The sequence below is a fragment of the Enterobacter cloacae complex sp. Mu1197 genome (assembly GCF_040059225.1).
GTDB lineage: Bacteria > Pseudomonadota > Gammaproteobacteria > Enterobacterales > Enterobacteriaceae > Enterobacter > Enterobacter quasiroggenkampii.
In genome coordinates, this window is the sequence record NZ_CP157375.1 from 4,453,428 (window position 1) to 4,478,618 (window position 25,191).

General features: G+C 56.9%; 23 protein-coding genes. 6 read left to right on the forward strand and 17 right to left on the reverse strand.

What is annotated here, in order from left to right; all coding sequences use genetic code 11:
* Window positions 1–22: 22 nt before the first annotated feature.
* Window positions 23–637: an IMPACT family protein gene (locus ABFV38_RS20995; RefSeq protein ID WP_348957990.1), complete on the reverse strand. Its 615-nt coding sequence runs from the start codon at window positions 635–637 to the stop codon at window positions 23–25.
* Entirely contained in the window at window positions 637–1,968 is a 1,332-nt protein-coding gene (gene pepQ, locus ABFV38_RS21000; RefSeq protein ID WP_348959444.1) for a Xaa-Pro dipeptidase, read from the reverse strand. The genes ABFV38_RS20995 and pepQ overlap by 1 nt, the downstream gene beginning before the upstream one ends.
* A 189-nt stretch (window positions 1,969–2,157) precedes the next feature.
* Between pepQ and fadB the strand changes: the two genes are divergently transcribed.
* Together fadB and fadA are read left to right on the forward strand one after the other, a co-directional pair.
* Window positions 2,158–4,347, forward strand: coding sequence for a fatty acid oxidation complex subunit alpha FadB (fadB, locus tag ABFV38_RS21005; RefSeq protein WP_104949906.1), 2,190 nt, complete (start codon window positions 2,158–2,160; stop codon window positions 4,345–4,347).
* A 9-nt stretch (window positions 4,348–4,356) separates the two neighbouring features.
* Window positions 4,357–5,520 (forward strand): acetyl-CoA C-acyltransferase FadA, encoded by a 1,164-nt coding sequence (gene fadA, locus ABFV38_RS21010; RefSeq protein ID WP_008501515.1) that lies wholly within the window; start codon window positions 4,357–4,359, stop codon window positions 5,518–5,520.
* A 161-nt stretch (window positions 5,521–5,681) separates the two neighbouring features.
* Here the strand turns inward: fadA and fre are convergent, their stop codons facing one another.
* On the reverse strand, window positions 5,682–6,383 hold the full coding sequence (gene fre / locus ABFV38_RS21015) for an NAD(P)H-flavin reductase (protein WP_008501516.1): 702 nt from the start codon (window positions 6,381–6,383) through the stop codon (window positions 5,682–5,684).
* Window positions 6,384–6,425: 42 nt separating this feature from the next.
* Complete coding sequence (gene ubiD, locus ABFV38_RS21020; protein WP_196347471.1) at window positions 6,426–7,916, reverse strand: 4-hydroxy-3-polyprenylbenzoate decarboxylase; 1,491 nt, start codon at window positions 7,914–7,916, stop codon at window positions 6,426–6,428.
* Window positions 7,917–8,089: 173 nt separating this feature from the next.
* On the opposite strand from ubiD, the gene rfaH reads away from it, so the two are divergent.
* Complete coding sequence (gene rfaH / locus ABFV38_RS21025; RefSeq protein WP_028015881.1) at window positions 8,090–8,581, forward strand: transcription/translation regulatory transformer protein RfaH; 492 nt, start codon at window positions 8,090–8,092, stop codon at window positions 8,579–8,581.
* On the opposite strand, the gene tatD is transcribed toward rfaH, so the two are convergent.
* The 9 genes from tatD to udp form a co-directional block, all read right to left on the reverse strand.
* A complete protein-coding gene (gene tatD / locus ABFV38_RS21030; RefSeq protein WP_348957992.1) occupies window positions 8,578–9,360 on the reverse strand; it encodes a 3'-5' ssDNA/RNA exonuclease TatD in 783 nt (260 codons plus the stop codon). The genes rfaH and tatD overlap by 4 nt on opposite strands.
* Window positions 9,361–9,401: 41 nt before the next feature.
* The gene (gene tatC, locus ABFV38_RS21035; protein ID WP_045909218.1) at window positions 9,402–10,172 is read right to left on the reverse strand and encodes a Sec-independent protein translocase subunit TatC; all 771 of its coding nucleotides are present in this window, start codon (window positions 10,170–10,172) and stop codon (window positions 9,402–9,404) included.
* Between the two features lie 2 nt (window positions 10,173–10,174).
* Entirely contained in the window at window positions 10,175–10,717 is a 543-nt protein-coding gene (gene tatB, locus ABFV38_RS21040; protein WP_008501521.1) for a Sec-independent protein translocase protein TatB, read from the reverse strand.
* A gap of 3 nt (window positions 10,718–10,720) precedes the next feature.
* Window positions 10,721–10,975, reverse strand: coding sequence for a Sec-independent protein translocase subunit TatA (gene tatA, locus ABFV38_RS21045; RefSeq protein WP_020882874.1), 255 nt, complete (start codon window positions 10,973–10,975; stop codon window positions 10,721–10,723).
* 76 nt (window positions 10,976–11,051) lie between these two features.
* Complete coding sequence (ubiB, locus tag ABFV38_RS21050; protein ID WP_104949903.1) at window positions 11,052–12,692, reverse strand: ubiquinone biosynthesis regulatory protein kinase UbiB; 1,641 nt, start codon at window positions 12,690–12,692, stop codon at window positions 11,052–11,054.
* Entirely contained in the window at window positions 12,689–13,294 is a 606-nt protein-coding gene (gene ubiJ / locus ABFV38_RS21055; RefSeq protein WP_048030774.1) for a ubiquinone biosynthesis protein UbiJ, read from the reverse strand. The genes ubiB and ubiJ overlap by 4 nt, the downstream gene beginning before the upstream one ends.
* A 13-nt stretch (window positions 13,295–13,307) precedes the next feature.
* On the reverse strand, window positions 13,308–14,063 hold the full coding sequence (gene ubiE, locus ABFV38_RS21060) for a bifunctional demethylmenaquinone methyltransferase/2-methoxy-6-polyprenyl-1,4-benzoquinol methylase UbiE (RefSeq protein WP_023309612.1): 756 nt from the start codon (window positions 14,061–14,063) through the stop codon (window positions 13,308–13,310).
* 66 nt (window positions 14,064–14,129) lie between these two features.
* Window positions 14,130–15,587, reverse strand: coding sequence for a DNA recombination protein RmuC (gene rmuC, locus ABFV38_RS21065; RefSeq protein WP_235403379.1), 1,458 nt, complete (start codon window positions 15,585–15,587; stop codon window positions 14,130–14,132).
* Between the two features lie 140 nt (window positions 15,588–15,727).
* Window positions 15,728–16,489 (reverse strand): uridine phosphorylase, encoded by a 762-nt coding sequence (gene udp / locus ABFV38_RS21070; protein ID WP_003860792.1) that lies wholly within the window; start codon window positions 16,487–16,489, stop codon window positions 15,728–15,730.
* 255 nt (window positions 16,490–16,744) lie between these two features.
* Between udp and ABFV38_RS21075 the strand changes: the two genes are divergently transcribed.
* Both ABFV38_RS21075 and ABFV38_RS21080 read left to right on the forward strand, forming a co-directional pair.
* On the forward strand, window positions 16,745–17,551 hold the full coding sequence (locus ABFV38_RS21075; RefSeq protein WP_048030776.1) for a dienelactone hydrolase family protein: 807 nt from the start codon (window positions 16,745–16,747) through the stop codon (window positions 17,549–17,551).
* A 38-nt stretch (window positions 17,552–17,589) separates the two neighbouring features.
* Complete coding sequence (locus tag ABFV38_RS21080) at window positions 17,590–19,053, forward strand: family 1 glycosylhydrolase (protein ID WP_348957995.1); 1,464 nt, start codon at window positions 17,590–17,592, stop codon at window positions 19,051–19,053.
* Between the two features lie 48 nt (window positions 19,054–19,101).
* Here ABFV38_RS21080 and metE read toward each other — a convergent pair whose 3' ends face one another.
* Complete coding sequence (gene metE, locus ABFV38_RS21085; RefSeq protein ID WP_348957997.1) at window positions 19,102–21,363, reverse strand: 5-methyltetrahydropteroyltriglutamate--homocysteine S-methyltransferase; 2,262 nt, start codon at window positions 21,361–21,363, stop codon at window positions 19,102–19,104.
* Window positions 21,364–21,478: 115 nt separating this feature from the next.
* Between metE and metR the strand changes: the two genes are divergently transcribed.
* Complete coding sequence (metR, locus tag ABFV38_RS21090) at window positions 21,479–22,432, forward strand: HTH-type transcriptional regulator MetR (protein WP_024907993.1); 954 nt, start codon at window positions 21,479–21,481, stop codon at window positions 22,430–22,432.
* On the opposite strand, the gene ABFV38_RS21095 is transcribed toward metR, so the two are convergent.
* From ABFV38_RS21095 to pldB, 3 genes are all read right to left on the reverse strand, one after another.
* The gene (locus tag ABFV38_RS21095) at window positions 22,320–23,219 is read right to left on the reverse strand and encodes a carboxylate/amino acid/amine transporter (protein WP_045909224.1); all 900 of its coding nucleotides are present in this window, start codon (window positions 23,217–23,219) and stop codon (window positions 22,320–22,322) included. The two genes, metR and ABFV38_RS21095, sit on opposite strands and share 113 nt — an antisense overlap.
* Window positions 23,220–23,301: 82 nt before the next feature.
* A complete protein-coding gene (gene yigL / locus ABFV38_RS21100) occupies window positions 23,302–24,102 on the reverse strand; it encodes a sugar/pyridoxal phosphate phosphatase YigL (RefSeq protein ID WP_348957998.1) in 801 nt (266 codons plus the stop codon).
* A 31-nt stretch (window positions 24,103–24,133) separates the two neighbouring features.
* Window positions 24,134–25,126 (reverse strand): lysophospholipase L2, encoded by a 993-nt coding sequence (gene pldB / locus ABFV38_RS21105; RefSeq protein WP_045417641.1) that lies wholly within the window; start codon window positions 25,124–25,126, stop codon window positions 24,134–24,136.
* Window positions 25,127–25,191: the final 65 nt, after the last annotated feature.

A 25,191-nucleotide genomic window follows, 5' to 3' on the forward strand; every position in this document is an offset into this window, starting at 1 on the left:
GTATTCAAAAGTGAGGTGGGGATTATTCTTCAATCGGCAGCAATTGCAACGAACCACGACTAAAATCAGCGAGTTTTGCTGAAAAAGCAGCCAGTTCCGCCTGAGGAACCGCCACGCGTAATTGCACCATTGCCTGATATTCACTGTGTGCGATGACACCGTTAAACTGCCGCAGCAGCGCTTCAATACCCGATAGCTGGGCGTAATCGCATAATAAAGTATATTCGGTAAGCGGCGTTTTGCGGGTAGTGACCAGCATATTAAGCGCCTGCTGCACGCCCCCGCCATAGGCTTTAACCAGCCCACCGGTGCCTAACAAAATGCCGCCGTAGTAGCGCACCACCACGGCGGTTATTTCGCCCACGCCGCTGCCCATTAGCTGGGAGAGCATGGGTTTACCGGCCGTGCCCGCCGGTTCACCGTCATCGGAAAACCCCAGCTGCTGCGAATCGTCCGGCGGCCCTGCTACCCACGCCACGCAGTGGTGACGGGCGTCAGGATGCTCAGCCCGGACGGACTCGACAAACGCTTTTGCCGCCTCTACGCCGTCGGTATGCGCCAGCAGCGTAATAAAGCGGCTTTTCTTGATTTCCTCAACAAAGGTGACCGGTTCAGCCGGTATTAGCCAGCTTTCCATCAGGCCAGCTTCAGGTCTCGCGTCATATTCTCGATACCGTTTTCGTGAATCACCACGTTATCTTCGATACGAATACCGCCAAACGGCTTCAGCGCGTCAATTTTTTCCCAGTTGAAGTGCTTGCTGAACTGGCCATCACGCCACGGCGCCAGCAGGGATTCGATAAAGTAGATCCCCGGTTCAATCGTCAGCACCATGCGCGGTTCCAGAATGCGGGTGCAGCGCAGGTAAGGATATTTAGACGGTGCCGCCAGGTGTGTACCGGTATCATCCTGCATAAAGCCCGCAACGTCGTGCACCTGCAGGCCCAGCGGGTGACCGATACCGTGCGGCATGAAGGGCCCGGTCAGATCGTTCTCGACCATCGCCTCTTCGCTCATGTCTTTCACAATCTGGTGCTTACGCAGCAGTTTGGCGATGCGCTGATGGAACTGGATGTGGTAATCCACATAGCTGGTGCCCGCCTTCATGGTGGCAATCAGCGCCAGCTGTTCATCGTTCACGTCTTTGATCAGCTGCGCGAACTCGGTGTCCGCATTCGCCGCCCAGGTGCGGGTCAGGTCGGCCGCGTAGCCGTTGTACTCTGCCCCTGCGTCCAGCAGGAAGCTGCGCATTTCCGACGGAACCTGGTGATCCAGTTTGGTGTAGTGCAGGACGGACGCGTGCTCGTTGAGCGCGACAATGTTGCTGTACGGCACGTCGGTATCGCGATGACCGGTGGCGGTCAGGTACGCCTGGTTGATATCGAACTCGCTCATGCCGGACTGGAAGGCTTCATGCGCCGCACAGTGACCGTTCACCGCGGTCTTTTGCGCTTCACGCATGCAGTAAAGTTCGTAGTCGGTTTTATACGCACGGTAATAGTGGAGGTAATCCAGCACCCCTTTCGGGTTGAGTTTGTCTGCCGCAATATCCAGGCCCAATGCACGCTCCGGAACAGGGCCAATATAGGCGATGTTGCCACGTGCGGCAGGCAGCTGGCCGCCAATACCGTCCGCTTTTGGCAGCGCAATGACCTCAATCTCTTCCGTCCAGAAAGAGGTCGGCAGCGGCTCAACGTTGTGCCAGTAATCGACCGGCAGGTAGAACCACAGTTTCGGCTTGTTCACGCCATCCACCAGCAGCCAGCAGTTGGGCACCTGCGTCACCGGCACCCACGCCTTAAACTGTGGGTTCACCTTGAACGGATAAGCGTGGTCATCCAGAAAGGTATTCATCAGCTCGCCGGAGTGGATCAGCAGCGCATCCAGCTTAAAGCGGGCCAGTACATCGCGGGTACGTTCCTGTAGGGTAACGATATGATTTTTATAAAGCGAAGCCAGTGAGTCCATCATTATTCCTTTCGTTTTTTGACCTCAAGTCATCGCATCTTAGCACACCTCACTCCGCCTGCGTGATTTCCACCGACCGTGATCAATGCAGCAATTTCTTAATGAGTAATTTGCATTTTATTAACATAAATCCCACACTCCGACTCATCTGGTATGACCAGATCCAATTGCTGGATTCAGGAGACTGACATGCTCTACAAAGGCGACACCCTGTACCTCAACTGGCTGGAAGATGGCATTGCCGAACTGGTGTTCGATGCCCCCGGCTCAGTGAACAAGCTTGATACCGCGACGGTGGCCAGTCTTGGCCAGGCGCTGGATGTTCTTGAAAAACAACCTGAATTAAAAGGGCTGCTGCTGCGTTCGAACAAAGCGGCCTTTATCGTCGGTGCCGATATCACCGAGTTCCTTTCGCTGTTCCTGGTCCCGGAAGAACAGCTGAGCCAGTGGCTGCACTTTGCCAACAGCGTCTTTAATCGTCTGGAAGATCTGCCTGTCCCGACTATTTCCGCCGTTAACGGCTATGCGCTGGGCGGTGGCTGCGAGTGCGTGCTGGCGACCGACTATCGCCTGGCGACGCCGGACCTGCGCATCGGCCTGCCGGAAACCAAGCTGGGCATAATGCCGGGCTTTGGCGGCTCCGTTCGTATGCCGCGCATGCTCGGTGCCGACAGCGCGCTGGAGATCATTGCCGCGGGTAAAGATGTCGGCGCAGAACAGGCACAGAAAATTGGCCTGGTCGACGGCGTTGTAAAACCGGAGAAGCTTGTTGAAGGCGCACTCGCCATTCTGCGTCAGGCGATAAAAGGCGAACTCGACTGGAAAGCCAAACGCCAGCCGAAGCTGGAACCGTTAAAACTCAGCAAGATTGAAGCCACCATGAGCTTCACCATCGCCAAAGGCATGGTGATGCAGACGGCGGGTAAACACTACCCGGCGCCAATCACGGCGGTGAAAACCATTGAAGCGGCTGCCCGTCTCGGACGCGATGAAGCGCTGAAGCTCGAAAATCAGAGCTTTGTCCCGCTGGCGCACACCAATGAAGCTCGCGCGCTGGTCGGTATCTTCCTCAACGATCAGTTCGTGAAAGGCAAAGCCAAACAGCTGACTAAAAACGTTGAGACCCCAAAACATGCGGCGGTACTCGGCGCGGGGATCATGGGTGGCGGCATCGCTTACCAGTCAGCCTGGAAAGGCGTGCCGGTGGTGATGAAAGACATCAACGAGAAATCCCTGACGCTGGGCATGACCGAAGCGGCCAAGCTGCTGAATAAACAGCTTGAGCGCGGGAAAATTGACGGTCTGAAGCTTGCAGGCGTGATTTCCACCATTCAGCCCGTGCTGGAATACAGCGGTTTTGATCGTGTCGACGTGGTGGTCGAAGCCGTCGTCGAGAACCCGAAGGTTAAAAAAGCGGTGCTGGCGGAAACGGAAGACAAGGTTCGCCCGGATACCGTGCTGGCCTCTAACACCTCCACTATTCCAATCAGCGAACTGGCGAGCGTGCTGAAGCGTCCGGAAAACTTCTGCGGTATGCACTTCTTCAACCCGGTACACCGTATGCCGCTGGTCGAAGTGATTCGTGGGGAAAAAACCTCTGACGACACCATCGCCAAAGTGGTGGCCTGGGCCAGCAAGATGGGCAAAACGCCGATCGTCGTTAACGATTGTCCGGGCTTCTTCGTCAACCGCGTGTTGTTCCCTTATTTCGCCGGTTTTAGCCAGCTGCTGCGCGACGGCGCGGATTTCCGCAAAATCGACAAAGTAATGGAAAAACAGTTCGGCTGGCCGATGGGACCGGCGTATCTGCTGGACGTTGTGGGCATTGATACCGCCCACCATGCCCAGGCGGTAATGGCGGCAGGCTTCCCGCAGCGTATGCAGAAAGACTATCGCGACGCGATTGACGCGCTGTTCGACGCTAACCGCTTCGGTCAGAAAAACGGTCTGGGCTTCTGGCGCTATAAAGAAGACAGCAAGGGCAAACCGAAGAAAGAAGAAGACGCGGCGGTGGATAGCCTGCTGGCCGATGTCAGTCAGCCGAAACGCGACTTCACCGACGATGAGATCATCGCCCGCATGATGATTCCGATGATCAACGAAGTGGTGCGTTGCCTCGAAGAAGGCATTATCGCCAGCCCGGCGGAAGCGGATATGGCACTGGTATACGGCCTGGGCTTCCCTCCGTTCCACGGCGGCGCGTTCCGCTGGCTGGACACACTCGGCAGCGCCCGCTACCTCGATATGGCTCAGCAGTATCAGCACCTCGGCCCGCTGTATGAAGTGCCGGAAGGGCTGCGTAACAAAGCGCGCCATAACGAACCCTACTATCCCGCAGTTGAGCCAGCCCGTCCGGTTGGCGAGCTGAAAACGGCTTAAGGAGTCACAATGGAAAAGGTTGTCATTGTTGATGCGATTCGCACCCCGATGGGCCGTTCAAAAGGCGGCGCGTTCCGTAACGTGCGTGCGGAAGACCTCTCCGCGCACCTGATGCGTAGCCTGCTGGCGCGTAACCCGGCGCTGGATCCGGCTGCGCTCGACGATATCTACTGGGGCTGCGTGCAGCAGACCCTGGAGCAGGGCTTCAACATCGCCCGCAACGCGTCGCTGCTGGCGGAGATCCCGCATTCGGTTCCGGCCGTCACCGTTAACCGCCTGTGCGGTTCATCAATGCAGGCGCTGCACGACGCTGCCCGCATGATCATGACCGGCGATGCTCAGGCTTGCCTGGTCGGTGGCGTCGAGCATATGGGTCACGTCCCGATGAGCCACGGGGTCGATTTCCACCCGGGGATGAGCCGCAACGTGGCGAAAGCTGCGGGGATGATGGGTCTGACCGCCGAGATGCTCTCCCGCCTGCACGGCATCAGCCGCGAAATGCAGGATGCCTTTGCCGCGCGCTCTCACGCTCGCGCATGGGCCGCCACGCAGTCTGGTGCCTTTAAGAACGAGATCATCCCGACCGGCGGCCACGATGCAGACGGCGTTCTGAAGCAGTTCAGCTACGACGAAGTCATCCGCCCGGAAACCACCGTCGAAGCGCTATCCACGCTGCGTCCGGCGTTTGACCCCGTCACCGGTACCGTCACGGCAGGGACCTCGTCGGCGTTGTCCGACGGCGCCGCCGCGATGCTGGTAATGAGCGAAAGCCGCGCCCGCGAGCTGGGATTAACGCCTCGCGCTCGGGTACGCTCGATGGCGGTCGTGGGCTGCGATCCGTCGATCATGGGCTACGGCCCGGTTCCGGCTTCAAAGCTGGCGCTGAAAAAAGCGGGCTTAACCGCCAGCGACATCGATCTCTTTGAGATGAACGAAGCGTTCGCCGCGCAAATCCTGCCGTGCATTAAAGATCTGGGGCTGATGGAGCAGATCGACGAGAAGATTAACCTCAACGGCGGCGCGATCGCCCTCGGTCACCCGCTGGGCTGCTCCGGGGCGCGTATCAGCACGACGCTGATCAACCTGATGGAACGCAAAGATGCCCAGTTTGGTCTGGCAACGATGTGTATCGGGCTGGGTCAGGGTATCGCGACGGTGTTTGAGAGAGTGTAAGGCTATAACGTAGGCCCGATAAGCATCGCGCCATCGGGCTTTTGCCGGGAGGCGCTGCGCTTTCCCGGCCTACGAGAGGTACCTCGCCGCCAGTCGTGTCACTGGCGAAGAGAAACAGTTTAGTTGCCGTTCTTCCCGCCTGTCAGGGGCGGGTTTTTTATTTAAATGAAGGCAAACGCATCGCCAAACAGGCGGTCTTCACGCGCATCACGTTCGTTACAGAACAGATCGCGGGCGATTTTCGCCATCTCGAAACGCCCTGCAATGTAGATATCATGCCCCGCCAGCGTACCGTGATCCTGCAGCACTGCCGTCAGCACCGTCCCGCTTCGCCCGCGCCAGCCCTCTTCCGGCTGCTCAACCACCGGCTCAATGCGCAGGTTAGGATGGGTGACGCTCAGCGCTTCCAGTTCAGACAGGTCATACAGGTGTTTCTCTTCACGGCCACCCCAGTAGATCGTGATATCACGGTCGGGATTACGCGCCAGGGCGGTCAACAGAATGGAGCGCACGTAGGAGAAGCCTGTACCACCGGCAATCAGGATCAGCGGACGGTCTTCGTCATCGCGCAGCCACGCATCACCGTGCGGAATATCCACTACGATCTCGCGCTCTTTCAGAATGCGGTCCATGACGGCCATCGCATACAGGTTAAGCTCTGACGCACCGATATGAAGCTCAATAAATTCCTGCTCCGCTGGCGTGGAGGCCATGGAGAAAGGACGCTTATCACGCTCATCCATCACGACCATCAGGTACTGACCCGCGCGGAAAGAGAATGGCGCTTCTGGCACTAAACGGACGCGATATACGGTGTCGGTGATGGCATCTACCGAGGTCACTTTACAGCTTAAGGTTGTCATTCGCTCTCTCTGTCGGGAAGTCTATAGGGCTTAACGGTCAGCTCAGGGTTTACCGTTATTCATTATGGCCAGCTCGTCCCAGATCGCGTCAATGCGCGCGGTCACAGCAGGATCTTTTTTGATCGGGCGACCCCATTCACGGTCGGTTTCGCCAGGCCATTTATTTGTGGCATCCAGTCCCATCTTTGAGCCAAGACCGGAAACCGGCGAGGCAAAATCCAGATAATCAATCGGCGTGTTTTCGACTAACACCGTATCGCGCGCCGGGTCCATTCGCGTGGTAATGGCCCAGATTACGTCATTCCAGTCGCGGGCGTTAACGTCATCATCGCAGACAATAACAAATTTGGTATACATAAACTGGCGCAGGAAAGACCACACGCCCATCATCACGCGTTTAGCATGACCTGGATACTGCTTCTTCATCGTGACCACCGCCATGCGATACGAGCATCCTTCAGGCGGCAGATAAAAATCAACAATTTCCGGGAACTGCTTTTGCAGGATCGGCACAAACACTTCGTTCAGCGCCACGCCCAGTACCGCCGGTTCATCCGGTGGACGCCCGGTATACGTGGAGTGATAAATCGCATCTTCACGCTGCGTAATGTGCGTCACGGTAAACACCGGGAAGTTATCCACTTCGTTGTAATAGCCGGTGTGGTCGCCGTAAGGGCCTTCTGGCGCCATTTCCCCCTGCTCAATGTAACCTTCCAGCACAATTTCTGCACTGGCCGGGACTTCAAGATCGTTAGAGATACACTTCACGACTTCGGTTTTCGTCCCGCGCAGCAGGCCAGCAAAGGCATACTCCGAGAGCGTATCCGGTACGGGCGTGACGGCCCCGAGAATGGTGGCCGGATCGGCGCCCAGCGCAACGGACACCGGGAAACGTTCACCCGGATGCGCAGCACACCACTCCTGGAAATCCAGCGCGCCGCCGCGATGCGACAGCCAGCGCATAATGAGCTTATTCTTGCCAATCAACTGCTGGCGGTAAATACCGAGATTCTGGCGTTCTTTGTGCGGGCCGCGCGTGACGGTCAGTCCCCAGGTGATCAGCGGCGCGGCATCTTCCGGCCAGCACTGCATGATAGGGATTTTAGTCAAATCAACCGCATCGCCTTCCAGCACCTTCTGCTGGCACGGCGCGCCGCGCAGGCGTTTAGTGGGCATGTTCAGCACCTGCTTAAACTGCGGCAGCTTGTCGAACAGATCGCGGAAGCCTTTCGGCGGCTCCGGCTCTTTCAGGAAGGCCAGCAGCTTACCGACTTCGCGCAGGGCCGTGACGTCTTCCTGCCCCATCCCCAGTGCGACGCGACGCGGGGTACCAAACAGGTTGCACAGCACCGGCATGGCGTACCCTTTAGGATTTTCAAACAGTAACGCGGGGCCACCGGCACGCAGGGTGCGGTCAGCAATTTCTGTCATCTCCAGATAAGGATCAACAGGAAGTGTAATACGTTTGAGTTCACCCTGCTTTTCCAGCAGCGTCAGGAAGTCGCGGAGATCGTGGTATTTCATGCAGTTAATCATGGCCTCTCTGTAAGCGCTTCATTATACGGCGTAAGCCTGCTTGATGCTGTAATTTTGTTAAATTAGCGTGAAGTTATGCGTTCTGTCCCATTTTCGCCCATTATAATCAACTTAGCGATCCCGCCAGGGTTTTGATATGCTTGCGCCCCGAACTAAGGGAAAGAGTGATTATGCAGGCCTGGTATTTACTGTATTGCAAACGCGGGCAACTTCAGCGCGCGCAGGAACATCTTGAACGTCAGTCTGTCAATTGCCTGACGCCCGTGATCACGCTTGAAAAAATGCAGCGCGGGAAGCGCACAACCGTGAGCGAGCCGTTGTTCCCGAACTACCTGTTCGTGGAGTTCGACCCGGAGGTGATCCACACCACCACCATCAGCGCCACGCGCGGCGTCAGCCATTTTGTTCGCTTTGGCGCTCACCCTGCGACGGTTCCCTCATCGGTGATCCACCAGCTGTCGATTTATCAGCAGCCCGAAGGCCTTACCGACCCGGAAACGCCCTACACGGGCGATAGCGTCGTGATTACCGAAGGGGCTTTCGAAGGCCTGCAGGCGATTTTTGCCGAGCCGGACGGGGAAGCGCGCTCCATGCTGTTGCTTAATCTGCTGAACAAGCAGGTGCTGCAGAGCGTTAAAAACACCGACTTCCGTAAACTTTAAACGTTTATCCCGAACAGCTTACTCACGTTGTCATCCGTCTGTACGGAAAGCCAGTGCGGATCCTCTCCGCGCCACGTCGCGACGCGCTCAACAATGTGCCCCAGATAAGCGGGCTCATTGCGTCGCGATGCCGGTTTGGGTTTCATATCGCGCGGCAGCAGATAAGGCGCATCCGTTTCAAGGAGCAACCGGTCAGCCGGGATCGCCGGCAACAGCTCCCGAAGCTCAAGCCCGCGGCGCTCATCGCAAACCCAGCCGGTAATCCCCAGATAAAGCCCGCGCTCCAGGCACTCCAGCGCCTCCTGCCGTGAGCCGGTAAAACAGTGCAGCACTGCGCCCGGCAGTTTCTCAAGCCACGGATCCAGCAGAGTCAGGAAACGCTCATGCGCGTCGCGGCAGTGCATAAATACGGGCATTTCAAGCTCTGCCGCCAGCGCAAGCTGGGCAGTGAACGCCTTTTCCTGCTCTTCAGGCGTGGAAAAGTTACGGTTGAAATCGAGGCCGCATTCGCCAATCGCCACCACTTCCGGTGTCTTCGCCAGCCTGCGCAGGATTTCACCGCTTTCCGGGGTCCACTGGCTGCTGTCATGTGGGTGTACGCCCGCGGTAGACCAACAGCGTTCGTAGCGTTGCGCCAGCTGCTGCGCCTGCTCGCTCTCATGCAGGTTGGTGCCCGTCAGCAGCAGTCCTTTCACCCCGGCGGCAAACGCGCGCGCAACCACCTCATCGCGATCTTTCGCAAACTGCGAGCTGGTCAGGTTAAGTCCGATATCAAACATGCGAATCCCCATATAACAACCGCCCTGACGGGCGGCTGGTTTTACTCTTCAGTGGTCTTGTCGGACGTAGCGTCTTCGTCATCCGACCGACGCCCTTTACCCACGTAGAACCGTGAGAAGAAGACGCCGACCTCAAACAGGCAGTACATCGGTATGGCCAGCAGCGTCTGGGAGAACACATCCGGCGGTGTCAGCAGCATGCCGACCACAAATGCGCCGACCAGGATATACGGACGCTTCTTACGCAGGTCATCCGGCGTGGTGACTCCTACCCAGCAGAGCAGCACAATGGCCACCGGTACTTCAAAGGCCACGCCGAACGCCATAAACAGCGCCATCACAAAGCTGAGGTAGCTGGCGATATCTGTCGACACCTGGACGCCTTCCGGCGCGGTATGCGTCAGGAAGCCGAAGGCCAGCGGGAAGACAACGAAATAGGCAAACGCCATGCCGATATAGAACAGCAGCGAACTGGACACCAGCAGCGGGATGACCAGCTTACGTTCGTGCTTATACAGTGCTGGCGCCACAAAGGCCCACACCTGGTACAGAATCACGGGCGCAGAGGCAATCAACGACACCCAAAAGGTCAGCTTGATGGGGGTAAAGAACGGAGAAGCAACGTCTGTTGCAATCATTGTTGCGCCCAGCGGCATCTGCTTGATCAGCGGCGCAGAAACCACCTGGTAGATATCGTTGGCGAAATAGACCAGGCATAGAAAAATAACGAGAACCGCAATGATGCAGTTTAACAGGCGCTTACGCAGCTCTATGAGGTGCGTAATCAGCGGTTGAGTATCATCTACAGCCATGTTTACGCTTTATCACTCGACGAGGGGGATGATTCGGAAACGGGCGCGGCGGGTTTTGCCTCGGCAGCATTAACCACGGGCTTTTCCGGCTGCACCTGCTTTTTCACTTCGGTTTCCTGCGGCGTCTGTTCTGGCGCAGCAGCCTGATGTTCAGCGCTGGCAGGCGTTACGCCTTCACGCTGCTCTTCGCTGCCCTTCACCACCGGGTTATGGATGGTGTTCGCTTCATCGCTCGCTTTTTCAGGATCGTTAATGCTGTAGGAGCGCTTCATGGATTCCGCCGCTTCGCGCAGCTCATCCATTGACGCTTTCAGTTCCGGCGTCAGGTTATCCATGCTCGCCTTCTCAACCTTTTTCAGGCTTTCCTGAAATTCCTGCAGCTTAAGCTCCTGAGCCAGTTCATTCTGAACGGTCGATGCCAGCGATCTCAGCGCACGAACCCAGCCCGCAACGGTTTTCACCGCCACCGGCAGACGCTGAGGCCCCAGCACGATCAGGCCAATCACAAAGACCAGCAGGAGCTCACTAAAACCAATGTCGAACACGACTTACACCTGCTCTTTATCGTGGCGTTTAGCGTCTTCCTTTTTGGCTTCTTCTTGCTTGTCGGAGATGGATTTAGCAGTAAAGTCAGCGTCCTGGCTGGTTTTATCCTGCTTGCTCTCATCATCGCTCATCGCTTTCTTGAAGCCTTTGATAGACGCGCCCAGATCGGAACCAATAGAACCGAGCTTTTTGGTGCCAAACAACAGCACGACGATGACGGCAATGATCAACAATTGCCAGATACTGATACCACCCATACACGTTCCTCAGGGATAGATGATTAATGAGTCAGGTCGCATTATACGTATGCGACCCGTCGATAGCGACGCAAACTCAGCGCGTTTTTCGCCATCCGGCAAGCCAGACAACCACCCCGGCGGCCATCAGCCAGGCGGGCATCATCTGCCACTCCGGGCGGTTGATTAGCAGCAGCGTACCGCTCAGCAGCAGCGTTGCGCCAATCCCAAAGAGATAGCGTGACTGGCCCTGACGAACACGGCTGGACTGAAGTTCGCGAGCGATTTTATCCATGCTGTGCTGAAGGTTCTTGCTCTGACGCAAACTGTCATAAACCAGTTCAGGAATTTCAGGCATTTTTTCTATCCAGAACGGGCCTTTCTCTTTCAGCGAGCGCACCAGCGCCGGAATACCAACCTGATCCTTAATCCAGGATTCAAGGAAAGGTTTCGCGGTCTTCCACAAGTCTAACTGAGGATAGAGCTGTCGGCCTACACCCTCAACGTAAAGTAATGTTTTCTGAAGTAAAACTAGCTGTGGCTGAACTTCCATATTAAATCGGCGTGCCGTGTTGAACAGGTTCAACAGCACATGTCCGAAGGAGATTTCCGCTAGCGGTTTTTCAAAAATCGGTTCGCAAACGGTCCGGATCGCAAACTCGAACTCTTCGACGTTGGTGTCCGGCGGTACCCAGCCGGAATCGACGTGCAGCTCGGCCACCTTACGGTAGTCGCGGTTGAAGAACGCGATGAAATTCTCGGCCAGATAGCGTTTATCTTCTTTATTCAGCGACCCCACAATCCCGCAGTCGATACCGATATACTTCGGATCTTCAGGGTGTTCGTAGCTCACGAAGATATTGCCCGGGTGCATGTCCGCATGGAAAAAGCTGTCGCGGAACACCTGGGTGAAGAAGACCTGCACGCCACGCTCGGCCAACAGCTTCATGTTCGTTCCCTGCTTCTCCAGGGCCACCACATCCGAAACCGGAATACCGTAGATACGCTCCATCACCATCATGTTCTGGCTGCAGTAGTCAGAATAGACTTCAGGGACATAGAGCATCGGGCTGTTTTCAAAGTTGCGACGCAGCTGAATGGCGTTTGCCGATTCACGCAGCAGGTTAAGCTCATCAATCAGCGTTTTTTCATATTCCCGCACCACTTCCATTGGACGCAAACGACGTCCGTCCGGAAGCAGACGCGGCACCCAGCGCGCCAGACGATAAATCAGCTTCATGTCTGCTTTGATGATGGGCAGGATGTCCGGACGAATGACCTTAATAACCACTTCCTTGCCATTTTCTCTCAGGCGCGCGGTGTGCACCTGAGCGATAGAGGCCGATGCCAGTGGCTGAATATCGAAATCGTCAAACCAGGTCTCAATGGGAATGTTGCCCATCGCCTCTTCAATTTGCTTTTTCGCGCGCGCACCGTCAAACGGTGCGACGCGGTCCTGCAGCATCGCGAGTTCATCAGCAATCAGCGGCGGAAAGAGATCGCGGCGGGTCGAGAGCATCTGCCCGAACTTAATCCATACCGGACCGAGTTCCTGCAATGCGAGGCGCAGGCGCTCACCCAGCGGCTGACCTTTATGGCGATTAGGCATCCAGAAGAGCATCCGCCGCCAGATGCGAAGCGGCAGCGTGATACGCATTTTGGGGATAAGCTCGTCGAGCCCGTAGCTCAAAAAGGTGCGAATAATGAAATAGAGGCGCCGAATTTCACCAGGCGTCATTTGCCCTCCAGTTTTTCCAGCCGTTTGGTTAAGGCATCAACCGCACGTTCAACAGCCGCGGTCTCTTCCGCAAACCATGCCACTTCCAGTGGACCGGGCGCCATTCGCCACTCCTCCGTCAGCACTTCCGCCGCATAGCGTTGCTGACGTTGCAGGCTTTTACGCGCAAAGGAGGTGCCACCCTGAAGGACTTTCCCGATACCTTCAGCGGCAATGTCGCCGATAAAGGGCGCGAGCAGTTCTGCCGGGTCGAACTCCGCCAGATCGGTGAGCGCAACGAAGTTCTGCACGACCTGAATGTCGCCTTCCACTTCCAGCTCACCACTGCGGATAAGCGCCGTTAATTGCTGGCGATCGCGCAGTTTTGGCAGCACGCTCATGTGCGTGATGACCGAGCAGTCGGCGTCACCTTCCCACGCCCCCAGAACGTCAAGCTGGCGTTCGCTGAAGACCAGCACAAGCGGCGTCGAGAACTCTTTTAAAACAATACGTAATACCTTCCCGTTTAGCCGCTGACGCGCTGCTTTAAGCGCCGGAGCACGATAGAGAAAAGCATTCAGTACGTTTTCGATACCTGCGGTGACTAAGGGTTTAAAGGGCACGGGACACCTCCACTCAGAACTTGTAACCGCGATGCAGCGCGACGACACCCGCCGTCAGGTTGAAATATTCAACGTTCTCAAATTCTGCATCCTGCATCATGGCTTTTAATGTGTCCTGATCCGGGTGCATACGGATAGATTCCGCCAGATAGCGGTAGCTTTCCGCGTCGTTGGCCACCAGCTCACCGATGCGTGGCAGAACGTGGAAGGAATAGGCGTCGTAAGCTTTGCTCAGCGGCTCAATAATCGGTTTGGAAAATTCGAGCACCAGCAGGCGTCCACCCGGCTTCAGCACGCGATACATGGAGCGCAGCGCTTTTTCTTTGTCGGTCACGTTACGCAGACCGAAGGAGATCGTGATGCAGTCAAAGGTATTGTCCGGGAACGGCAGCGCTTCGGCATTTGCCTGCACATATTCCACATTCCCCACCACGCCGATGTTACGCAGCTTTTCGCGGCCCATTTTCAGCATGGAGTCATTAATATCGGCGAGGACAACGCGCCCGGTTTCGCCCACCAGACGAGAGAATTTCGCGGTTAAATCGCCCGTACCACCGGCTAAATCCAGCACCGTTTGTCCGCGACGCACGCCGCTACAGTCAATGGTGAAGCGCTTCCACAAGCGATGAATGCCGAACGACATCAGGTCATTCATCACATCGTACTTCGCCGCCACGGAATGAAATACGTGGGCCACCATGTCAGCTTTCTGCGCTTTGGCGACAGTCTGAAAGCCAAAGTGCGTTGTGTCTTGTGAATCGTCAGCCATCTTAGAGCCTGCTTATCAGTAAAATGTTCGTGAAGTGTAACAGATTGGGCGCGTTTGCCCTACGTTTCAACCACCGCGAAAGAAACGCGCCGGAGTCTCGTCTGGTGATAAATCGACCGCTAACGTGTTGTCTTCACTGTTTGTCTTTTGTTCGTCCGCCCCTTCACGCAGGCGAAACTCGTCGTCCTGGGTGGTGGCCTGTTCCACCAATTCCGGATTAATCTCGCGTTTAACCTCTACCCCCAGGCTGCGGAATGATTCGGCCTGCGCCAGCAAATTGCCACGTCCCGAGGCGAGTTTTTTCATCGCCTGACGATAGTTATCCTGCGCACGGTCCAGGCTCTGCCCGACGGAGGACATGTCGTCCACGAAGAGGCGCATTTTGTCATACAGCTTGCTGGCGCGGTCAGCAATCTGCTGCGCGTTGCGGCTCTGGTGCTCATAGCGCCACAGGTTCGCAATGGTGCGTAAGGCCACCAGCAGCGTGGTGGGGCTGACCAGCATAATGTTATTTTTGAGCGCTTCGGTGATGAGTTCAGGCTGCCTGTCCAGTGCCAGCAGAAACGCGGGCTCTACCGGAATAAACATCAGGACATAGTCTAGCGACCGCAGGCCAGGCAGCTGCTGATAGTCTTTTCTGCCGAGCAGGCGAATATGATTGCGCACGGAGGCAATGTGCTCCTGCAGCGCCGATTCGCGGGTGTAGTCGTCCTCCGCATTGAAGTAACGCTCATACGCCACCAAAGTCATCTTGGCGTCAATCACCACATCTTTACCCTGGGGCAGCCGCACGATCACATCTGGCTGCATTCGCGAGCGGGCATCATTTTCAATACTCACCTGCGTTTCGTATTCGTACCCTTCCCGAAGGCCTGAAGCTTCCAGGACGCGGGTCAGCACCACTTCTCCCCAGTTGCCCTGGGTTTTGTTATCCCCTTTCAACGCGCGGGTGAGGTTGACCGCCTCCTGCGCCATCTGGGCATTCAGCTGCTGGAGATTGCGAATTTCATGCGCCAGGGTATGCCGCTCGCGGGCTTCCTGACCAAAGCTGTCCTGTACCTGACGGCGGAAGCCGTCCAGCTGTTCACGCAGGGGCGTCAGCAGGCTGTTCAGGCTCTGGCGGTTCTGCTCGTCAACGCGGCGGTTGCTGTGCTCAAAAATGCGGTTCGCGAGGTTTTCAAACTGTTCGCTGAGGCGCTGCTCGCTGTTGATCATCTGGCGGATTTTATCTTCCGCATGCAGCTGAGTGGATTCCAGGCGGGTGGTCACTTCACGGAGATCGGCCTCCAGCGAGGTGTTGATATCGCGGAGATTGCGCAGCTCGTTGTTGAGCAGTTCACACTCGTCGCGCCAGTGTTCACTCAGGGCAAGCTGCTGCCTGGCCGCGCTTAAATCGGCGACGATCTCTTCGCGTTCAGCCAGCTGATCGGCCTTCTGCTGCGCATGCTGATAGCTGGACATCAGCCAGCCTATCGCCACGCCCGCCAGCGCAATCACCGCATAAATCAGGATTGAGATATCCACAATGCCCCCTGCATCAACGTATTACCCGCACAAACTAAGATTGTGCTGTATAAACGTCCAGTTTGAAAGGGTTTTCCTGCGAAGCGCTACGCAAAAAATAAAGGCCGAACGTGTCGGCCTTTGGTTTCGAAGGGAGAGGACTAGATCAGGCGACGCGCCGCTTCTACCACGATTTTCACCGCATGACTTTCGGTCTGCTTCATGGTTTCGGCGTTCGGGATCTCCTGCTGGGTACGGTTGACGATGACGCCCGCCACCATACCGGCACGCAGACCCTGGCTTGCGCACATGGTCAGCAGCGTGGCGGATTCCATTTCGTAGTTCATCACGCCCATCGACTGCCACTCTTCCATGGAGCCTTTGAAGCGGCTTACCACGCGGCCAGAGAAGGTGTCGTAACGCTCCTGGCCCGGGTAGAAGGTATCGGACGAAGCGGTCACGCCCACGTGGGTGGTGGCGCCCACGGATTTCGCGGCTTCAACCAGCGCGGTGGTGCACTCGAAATCTGCCACCGCCGGGAACTCCATCGGTGCAAAGTGGAGGCTTGCGCCATCCAGACGCACAGACGCGGTCGTCACCAGCACGTCGCCGACGTTGATATGCGGCTGAATAGCGCCAGTGGTACCGATACGCAGGAAAGTACGAATGCCCAGCTGTGCCAGCTCTTCAACAGCAATCGAAGTAGACGGGCCACCGATACCGGTAGAACACACAATCACGGCTTTACCATCCAGCTCTGCGCGCCAGGTGGTAAATTCACGATGGGCTGCCAGCTTAACCGGCTTATCCATCAGCGCGGCGATCTTTTCCACACGCTCCGGATCGCCAGGGACGATAGCGAGCGTAGCCCCTTGTAAATCGTTTTTAGTGAGGCCGAGATGAAAAACATCAGACTTAGACATAGGTGACTCCTCTGTGGGTCGGTTAGTCAGAAGAAGTAAAACGGTACTTTACAGAAGCAGTAAGCATAATTTCGTGACGCATCTCACCATGAATGAAAATGATTGCATCGAATTTCCATAAAAAAGTGATTTACATCACATTAACAAGTTATATCGTCAGGTACTGCACAAAAGATAGACCGTTTAAGGCACTGTGAGTTGTTAACCTGGTGTCTATATTTACCTTTGCGCTAACTGATTGGTACGGAGAATGCCATGACTGAAAAAACCGGTTTTGCACCTGCTGCGGCCCCGCATGCCTCAACCATCGTCTCAACGTCTGAAGATGCCATCACCGCGGGTGAGACCTCTATTCCCACGCAGGGAGAGAACATGCCTGCTTACCACGCACGACCAAAATCGGCAGACGGCCCGCTGCCCATCGTGATCGTGGTTCAGGAAATTTTCGGTGTTCACGAACACATTCGCGACCTCTGCCGCCGGCTGGCGCTGGAAGGCTATCTGGCCGTTGCGCCAGAGCTCTACTTCCGTCAGGGCGATCCGAACGACTACAGCGATATTCCCACCTTGCTCAGCAACCTGGTCAGCAAAGTCCCGGACGCGCAGGTGCTGGCCGACCTCGACCACGTCGCCAGTTGGGCGGCGCGCAACGGGGGCGATCCCCATCGTCTGCTGGTCACCGGCTTCTGCTGGGGCGGACGCATTAGCTGGCTGTATGCCGCGCATAACCCGCAGCTCAAAGCCGCTGTCGCCTGGTACGGCAAACTGGTGGGTGAAAAAACGCTGAATTCACCAAAACATCCGGTTGATATCGCCACAGACTTAAATGCCCCCGTGTTAGGGCTTTACGGCGGTCAGGACACCGGTATTTCGCTGGATTCGGTAGAAACCATGCGCCATGCGCTCCGCGCGGCAAATGCGAAGGCGGAGATCGTGGTATACCCGGATGCCGGGCATGCGTTTAACGCCGACTATCGTCCGAGCTATCACGCTGAATCGGCTAAAGATGGATGGCAGCGGATGCTTACGTGGTTCCGTCAGTACGGTGGTAAAAAAGGGTAAGCCTTTCCCATCATCATGACGCATAAGGAGTGCGTGTTATGGACAATTCCCTCGCGTTTCCACACGGTTTTTTATGGGGCGGCGCGATTGCCGCCAACCAGGCCGAAGGCGCATGGAACGTGGACGGCAAAGGGCCGTCCGTTGCCGACGCTGTCGCCTGGAAACCCAACCTCTCCGTGAAAGATTACAGCGGCCACATGGCCCTGACGGACGAGAATATCCGCGACGCGTTTGAAGGTAAAAATGATGCGCTGTACCCGAAACGCCGCGGCATCGATTTTTATCACCACTATAAAGACGACATCGCGCTGTTTGCTGAGATGGGTTTTAAGGTGCTGCGCGTATCTATTGCCTGGTCACGTATTTTCCCGACCGGAGAGGACGCCGAGCCAAACGAGGCCGGGCTGCAGTTTTATGAAGAACTGTTTCGCGAGCTGCGTCGTCATAACATCGAGCCGCTGGTCACCCTTTCCCACTACGAAATGCCGCTGGCGCTGAGCGAAAAATATAACGGCTGGGTGCACCGCAATGTGGTCGATGCTTTCGTTCGCTTCAGCAATGTTTGTTTCGACCGCTACAAAGAGCTGGTGCGTTACTGGCTAACCTTCAATGAAATAGACAGTATTCACCGCCATCCCTTTACGACCGCGGGCATTCGCGAAGAGAAAAGCGCGCCGGGCAACGCGAAACAGGATATCTATCAGGGTCTGCACCATCAGTTTGTCGCGTCTGCACTGGTCACGCGCGACTGCCACGCCAAAATTCCGGGCAGCCAGGTCGGGTGCATGCTGACGAAACTGACGACCTATCCGCACAGCTGCCGTCCGGAAGACGTTGAAGCCACGCTGAAGAAAAACCTGGAAAACTATTTTTATGCCGACGTGCAGGTATTTGGTGACTATCCGCCGCTGATCCTGCGCGATCTGGAACGACGAAATATCCATATTGAAATGCACCCTGACGATCGGCGTATTTTAAAGGCGCATACCGTCGATTTCGTCTCCTTCAGCTATTACATGTCGATGACCGAATCCACGCAGCCTGACGCCGAACGCATTCCCGGGAATACCGTTCTCGGTGTGAAAAACCCGTATCTGCCTGCGTCCGAATGGGGATGGCAGATTGATCCGCTTGGGTTGAAAATCTCGCTGCTGGAGCTGTATGACCGTTACCGGAAGCCGCTGTTTATCGTTGAAAACGGTCTGGGCGCGAAGGATGTGATCGAAAACGGCAAGATCCACGATAGCTATCGAATCGACTACTTCCGCGCGCATTTCGCGCAAACGCTGGCCGCGATTAATGAAGGCGTGGAGGTGATGGGGTTCACCACGTGGGGCTGTATCGACATCATCAGCGCGGGCACCTCGCAGATGTCCAAACGCTACGGTTTTATCTATGTCGATCAGGACGATGAAGGCAACGGTACGTTGAAACGGCTGAAAAAAGACTCCTTCTGGTGGTACCAAAAGGTGATTGCCAGCAACGGCGCAGATCTGAGCTAAGCATGCGCATTCCAGGCCGGGCAGACGCCCGGCCATCGCGCGTCACAATTATGCCTGACGCAAATTCTGTGCTGCCTTCACCATGTTCGCCAGCGCGGCGCGGGTTTCCGGCCAGCCGCGGGTTTTCAGGCCGCAGTCCGGGTTCACCCACAGGCGCTCAGCCGGAATGCGCTGAGCCGCTTTTTTCAGCAGGGCTTCAATCCACTCCACGCTCGGCACGTTCGGGGAGTGAATGTCATACACGCCCGGTCCGATTTCGTTCGGGTACTCGAACTCTTCGAACGACTCCAGCAGCTCCATGTCTGAGCGCGACGTCTCAATGGTAATCACGTCAGCGTCCAGCGCGGCAATCGAATCCATGATGTCGTTAAATTCGCAGTAACACATGTGGGTGTGGATCTGCGTGTCGTCCTTCGCCACCGCGGCGTTGATGCGGAACGCCTCCACGCCCCACTTCAGGTAGGCATCCCAGTCGCTGCGGCGCAGCGGCAGACCTTCGCGCAGGGCCGGTTCGTCAATCTGGATGATGCCTATGCCTGCAGCTTCCAGATCTGCCACTTCATCACGCAGCGCCAGCGCGATTTGCTTCGCGATGGTTTCACGGGTGACGTCTTCGCGCGGGAAGGACCAGCAAAGAATAGTCACCGGACCGGTAAGCATGCCTTTCACCGGCTTGTCGGTCAGGGACTGCGCGTATTTCGCCCACTCCACGGTGATCGCTTCCGGACGGCTGACGTCGCCGATCACCACCGGCGGCTTCACGCAGCGGGAGCCGTAGCTCTGCACCCAGCCATTCTGGGTAAACACAAAGCCGTCGAGATGCTCACCGAAGTACTCCACCATGTCGTTACGCTCGGCCTCACCGTGCACCAGCACGTCCAGCCCCAGCCGCTCCTGCTCGATAATCGCCTGCTTGATGTGTTCGGCGATACCGGTGCGGTAGTGATTCGCATCCAGGTTGCCCTTTTTGAAGTCCAGACGCAGGCCACGGATTTCGGTGGTTTGTGGGAAAGAACCGATGGTGGTGGTCGGCCACGCAGGCAGGTTGAAGCGGGCACGCTGCGCTTCGGCGCGTACCTCATATGGGCTCTGACGCTGGCTGTCCTGGGCGGTGATGGCCGCCAGGCGTTTTTCCACCGCCGGGTTATGCACGCGCGCCGAGTGACGACGTGCCTGGATCGGCGCACTCCATGCGCTGATCGCCGCCGTGTCGCCGCTGTTCAGCGCATCGCGCAGCAGCGTCAGCTCTTCACATTTTTGCAGGGCGAAGGCAAACCAGCTTTTCACCTCAGCATCAAGACGGGTTTCCACGCTCAAATCGATCGGGCTGTGCAGCAGGGAGCAGGACGAGGCCACCCACAGCTCACGTTTGCCGACGATGTCCTTAATCTGCGCGTATTTCTCGGTCAGATCGGCGCGCCAGACGTTACGACCGTTAACCAGACCCGCGGAGAGCAGCCAGTCTGCGGGCAGTCGCTTGTGCAGTTCCGCGACATCGTCTTTGCCGTGAACCAGGTCAACGTGCAGGCCCTGAACCGGCAGCGCGGTAATGGTGTTCAGGTTCGGCGTGACGCCCTCAAAATAGGTGGTCAGCAGCAGCTTCACCTGCCCCGCCAGCGCGTCATACGCCGGTTTGAAGGCATCGAGCCAAACCTTGGGCAGTTCGAGCACCAGCGCCGGCTCGTCGATTTGCACCCACTGAATGCCGCGCTTGCCCAGCTCAATCAGCACCTGTTTATAGACCGGCAGAATATCCTTCAGCAGGCTGAGCCGGTCAAAATGCTCGCCTTTAACTTTGCCCAGCCACAGGTACGTTACCGGCCCAAGCAGCACGGGTTTCACCTGGTGGCCCAGCGCCAGCGCTTCGTCCACTTCATCCAGAAGCTGCGTCCAGGTCAGCCTGAACTGCTGACCCTTTACGAACTCCGGCACCATATAGTGATAGTTAGTGTTAAACCATTTAGTCATTTCCGCCGCTGCCGCTGGCTCACCCGTTGGCGCACGGCCACGGCCGATGCGAAACAGAGTATCGATATCTACCGATCCATCTTTGTTCTGATGACGAGCCGGCACGTTGCCAAGCAGCAGGCTGGTCGTCAGAACATGGTCGTACCAGGCGAAATCGCCCACCGGCAGCAGCTCAATCCCCGCCTGTTTTTGCTGATCCCAGTGACGGGCGCGCAGCTCGCGTCCCACCGCCAGCAGTTCTTCACGGGTGGCGTTACCCGCCCAGTAGCTTTCTTGCGCTTTTTTCAGCTCGCGACGCAGGCCAACGCGAGGGAAACCGAGTGTGTGATTGCGGATTGTCATGGTGTGCCCCTTATGAAATTCGTTATTTAGACGTCCAGATGTTTACACATCTATAATTGGCAGGTACTGTATATTCCTCAAGCGCAAAATGTTCATGGCGAAGTGAAGGACTTTCATGATCGAGATAAAACACCTGAAAACGCTACAAGCGTTGCGGAACTGCGGCTCGCTCGCGGCGGCGGCGGCCACGCTGCACCAGACCCAGTCCGCCCTTTCTCACCAGTTCAGCGATCTGGAACAACGCCTCGGCTTCCGTCTTTTTGTGCGCAAGAGCCAGCCGCTGCGCTTTACGCCCCAGGGCGAGATCCTGTTGCAGCTGGCGAATCAGGTCCTGCCGCAGATCGCCAGCGCGCTCCAGGCGTGTAACGAACCGCAGCAGACCACGCTGCGTATCGCCATTGAGTGCCATAGCTGTATTCAGTGGCTGACCCCCGCGCTTGAGAACTTCCGCCAGAAATGGCCGCAGGTGGAGATGGACTTCAAATCCGGCGTGACGTTCGACCCGCAGCCCTCGCTGCAGCAGGGCGAGCTGGACCTGGTGATGACGTCCGATATTCTGCCGCGCAGCGGCCTGCACTATTCGCCGATGTTTGATTATGAAGTACGCCTGGTACTGGCGCCGGATCATCCGCTGGCGGCCAAAACGCGCATCACGCCGGAAGACCTGGCGACGGAAACGCTGCTGATTTACCCGGTTCAGCGCAGTCGTCTGGATATCTGGCGACACTTCCTGCAGCCCGCGGGCATCAGTCCGCAGTTGAAAAGCGTGGATAACACCCTGCTGTTGATTCAGATGGTGGCGGCCAGAATGGGTATCGCGGCGCTGCCGCACTGGGTGGTAGAGAGCTTTGAGCGCCAGGGTCTGGTGGTGACCAAAACCCTGGGTGAAGGACTGTGGAGCCGGCTGTACGCCGCCGTGCGCGATGGCGAGCAGCGTCAGCCGATTACGGAGGCGTTTATTCGCTCAGCGCGGAACCACGCGTGCGACCATCTTCCGTTTGTGCGGAGCGCGGAGCGACCCAGCGGCGATGGACCCACAGCGAAGCCAGGATCACCGCTCCCCCAATAAGGAAGCTCGGCCAGTGCGGCTGTTGCTGCCAGATGGCAAGGTTGACCAACAACCCAGCCGGGACATGCACGTTGTTCATGATCCCCAGCGTACCGGCGTCGACCTGCGTCGCGCCGTAATTCCACATGAAGTACCCCAACCCGGAAGCCACGACGCCCAGCCAGATCAGCACGCCCCACTGCACGGGAGTAGTCGGCAGCTTTTGCGGGTTACCGAGCATAAACCACGCCGCCACCGCGACCATCGCGGCCCCCATGTAGAACCACGCGAACGCGTTATGCTGCGGCATCGGACGGGTTTCCATCAGGCGTTTGTAGCCCACCATGCCGATGGCGAAACTGATATTGGCGAGCTGGACGAACATCAGCCCGGTCCAGAAGTGATCGCTCACTTTGTCGTAGCGAATAATCGCCGCGCCGATCACCGCCAGCGCCGCGCTCAGCAGGTATCCCCAGCGCAGACGACGTTTACTCAGCAGATCGTAAATCAGCGTGATGTAGAGCGGCGTCAGCACGGTAAAGAGCAGGAATTCCGAGACGGACAGATAGACGTAAGCCCGGAAGCTGAACAGATACATGATGCCGAGCTGCATCGCCCCCACCAGCATGTACAGCACAATCGTTTTCAGCGACTGTCCGCGCGTGCGCAGAAACGGCAGGAACACCAGCGCCGCCAGCCCTACGCGCATCAGCACCGAGAAGTAGCTGTCGACTGAACCGGCAAGGTATTCGCCAATCAGGCTAAAAGAGAAGGCCCACAGGATAGTGGTGATAATGAGTAGCGCCACAATGCTTGTCTCTCAGAAAGAAGGACAGGCATTGTAGCGAACTCTTTAGTTGACATCTGAGCAATAAACAATCAAATGAAGATTATTCAAGGAACAGCTTGCGCAGGTATTTCGGTACCGCGTTGTCAGCGTTAGAACCAATCACCTCCAGCTCCGGGTGCAGATCTTTCAGACGCTGATGAGCGTTCTGCATGATGCAGCCCTTGCCCGCCATCGACAGCATTTCGGCATCGTTCATGCCGTCACCAAAGGCGATACAGTCTTTCAGCTCGAAGCCCAGACGTTTCGCGACCGCTTCCAGGGCGTGGCCTTTGGAGACACCTCCCGCCATCACTTCCAGACAGGTGAGCGTTGAGAAGCTGACGTTAACGCGATCGCCCCAGCGGGCGTTGATCGCCTGTTCCAGCGGGAGCAGTGCTTCGTGGCTGTCGCAGGTGAAGAACACCTTACTGATCCCCTCCGGCTCAAGAAGGCCCGGCTCGTACAGGGAGTAGTTAAATACCGCTTCTTTGAAGAAACGCATTTCATCCGGACGGTGGCGGTTCATGAACCAGTCGTCGTCACGGTAAACGTTCGTGACGATAGCCGGATTATTGTGCACCACGCCAAACAGATCGGCGGCAATATCGCGATCCAGGTTGTGGGTGAAGATCAGGTTGCCGTCGGTATCATGCACGCGCGCACCGTTGGAGGTGATCATGTACGATTTGATCTCAAGATTATCGCGGATCTGCCCCACGTCGACGTGGTGGCGGCCGGTGGCAAACACAAAGTTCACGCCCCGTGCCGTCAGCAGCTTTAGGGTCTCTTTCGCGTAAGGCGACAGGGTGTGGTCAGGGGAAAGCAGCGTGCCATCTAAATCAGATGCAACAACCTGGTACATAGGGATTTCAACCTCTGGTGGAAAACGATAATCAATTATGCCTGTTGAAAAATTCAACAATGGCGTTGAGCGCGACTGAGCGCATAGCGTCCTTTTCAAAAAGGATCTCATGGTACGCGCCGTTGATGACCAGCGGTTTACCCCCTTCGCAGGGGTGACCGGCGGCCGCGCGCAGTTCACAATAGCGGTCATGCATGCGGTTATCCACCACACGCTCTTCTTCCGCCTGGATCAGAAGCGTCGGCGTGTCATCATCGCCCACGCCTGCCAGCACCTGCTCACCGGCCAGAATACCTTCCCGCACCCAGTGCCAGGTCGGGCCGCCGACGCGTAAGCGTGGTTCATCGGCATAAAAGCGCAGGTTACGGCGATAACGCTGCCGACTGTGGGTTAAGACGTTGATGGCGAACGGCAGCGCGCGCCAGCGTCCGGTTCCGATGGCATAGCCTTCACGAATGCGCTGATGGCCCTCAGCCCAGTCAAGAAGATGGCGCACCATCCAGTCCGGGAAACGTATGACGATACCGTACATCGGCGCGGTCAGCGCAATGGCATCGCACTGGTGTTCATAACGCTGCAAAAACAGCGTCGATATCGCGCCCCCCATGGAGTGCGCAAGGATGTATCGCTTACGCCAGGGACCGGGCTGAACTTCCTGCTGCCAGAACGCGGCAAAATCGTCGACGTAATCGCTGAAGCGATCGACGTGCCCACGGTGCGTGTCCGGAAGCATGCGCCCGGACAGCCCCTGTCCTCGATGGTCGATGATCAGCACATCGAACCCCATATGGACCAGGTCGTAGGCCAGTTCGGCGTATTTAACGTAGCTTTCAATACGCCCCGGGCAGACCACGATGACCCGATCATTTTTTTCATTACGGAAACGAACGAAGCGTACCGGGATGCCCCCGACGCCCGTAAACGCATCTTCCTCACGCTGGCGCCAGAAATCGGTCAGCGGCCCCATGGAGAAAGCAGCAAATGCGTTTTCTCGTGTTTCCCAGTCCTTTTTCTGCTGAAACATCGGGTTTCTACTCACCTAAGCCAAGGAATATCGTTTTTTCGTAACCGGTCACAAAATGACTCAAC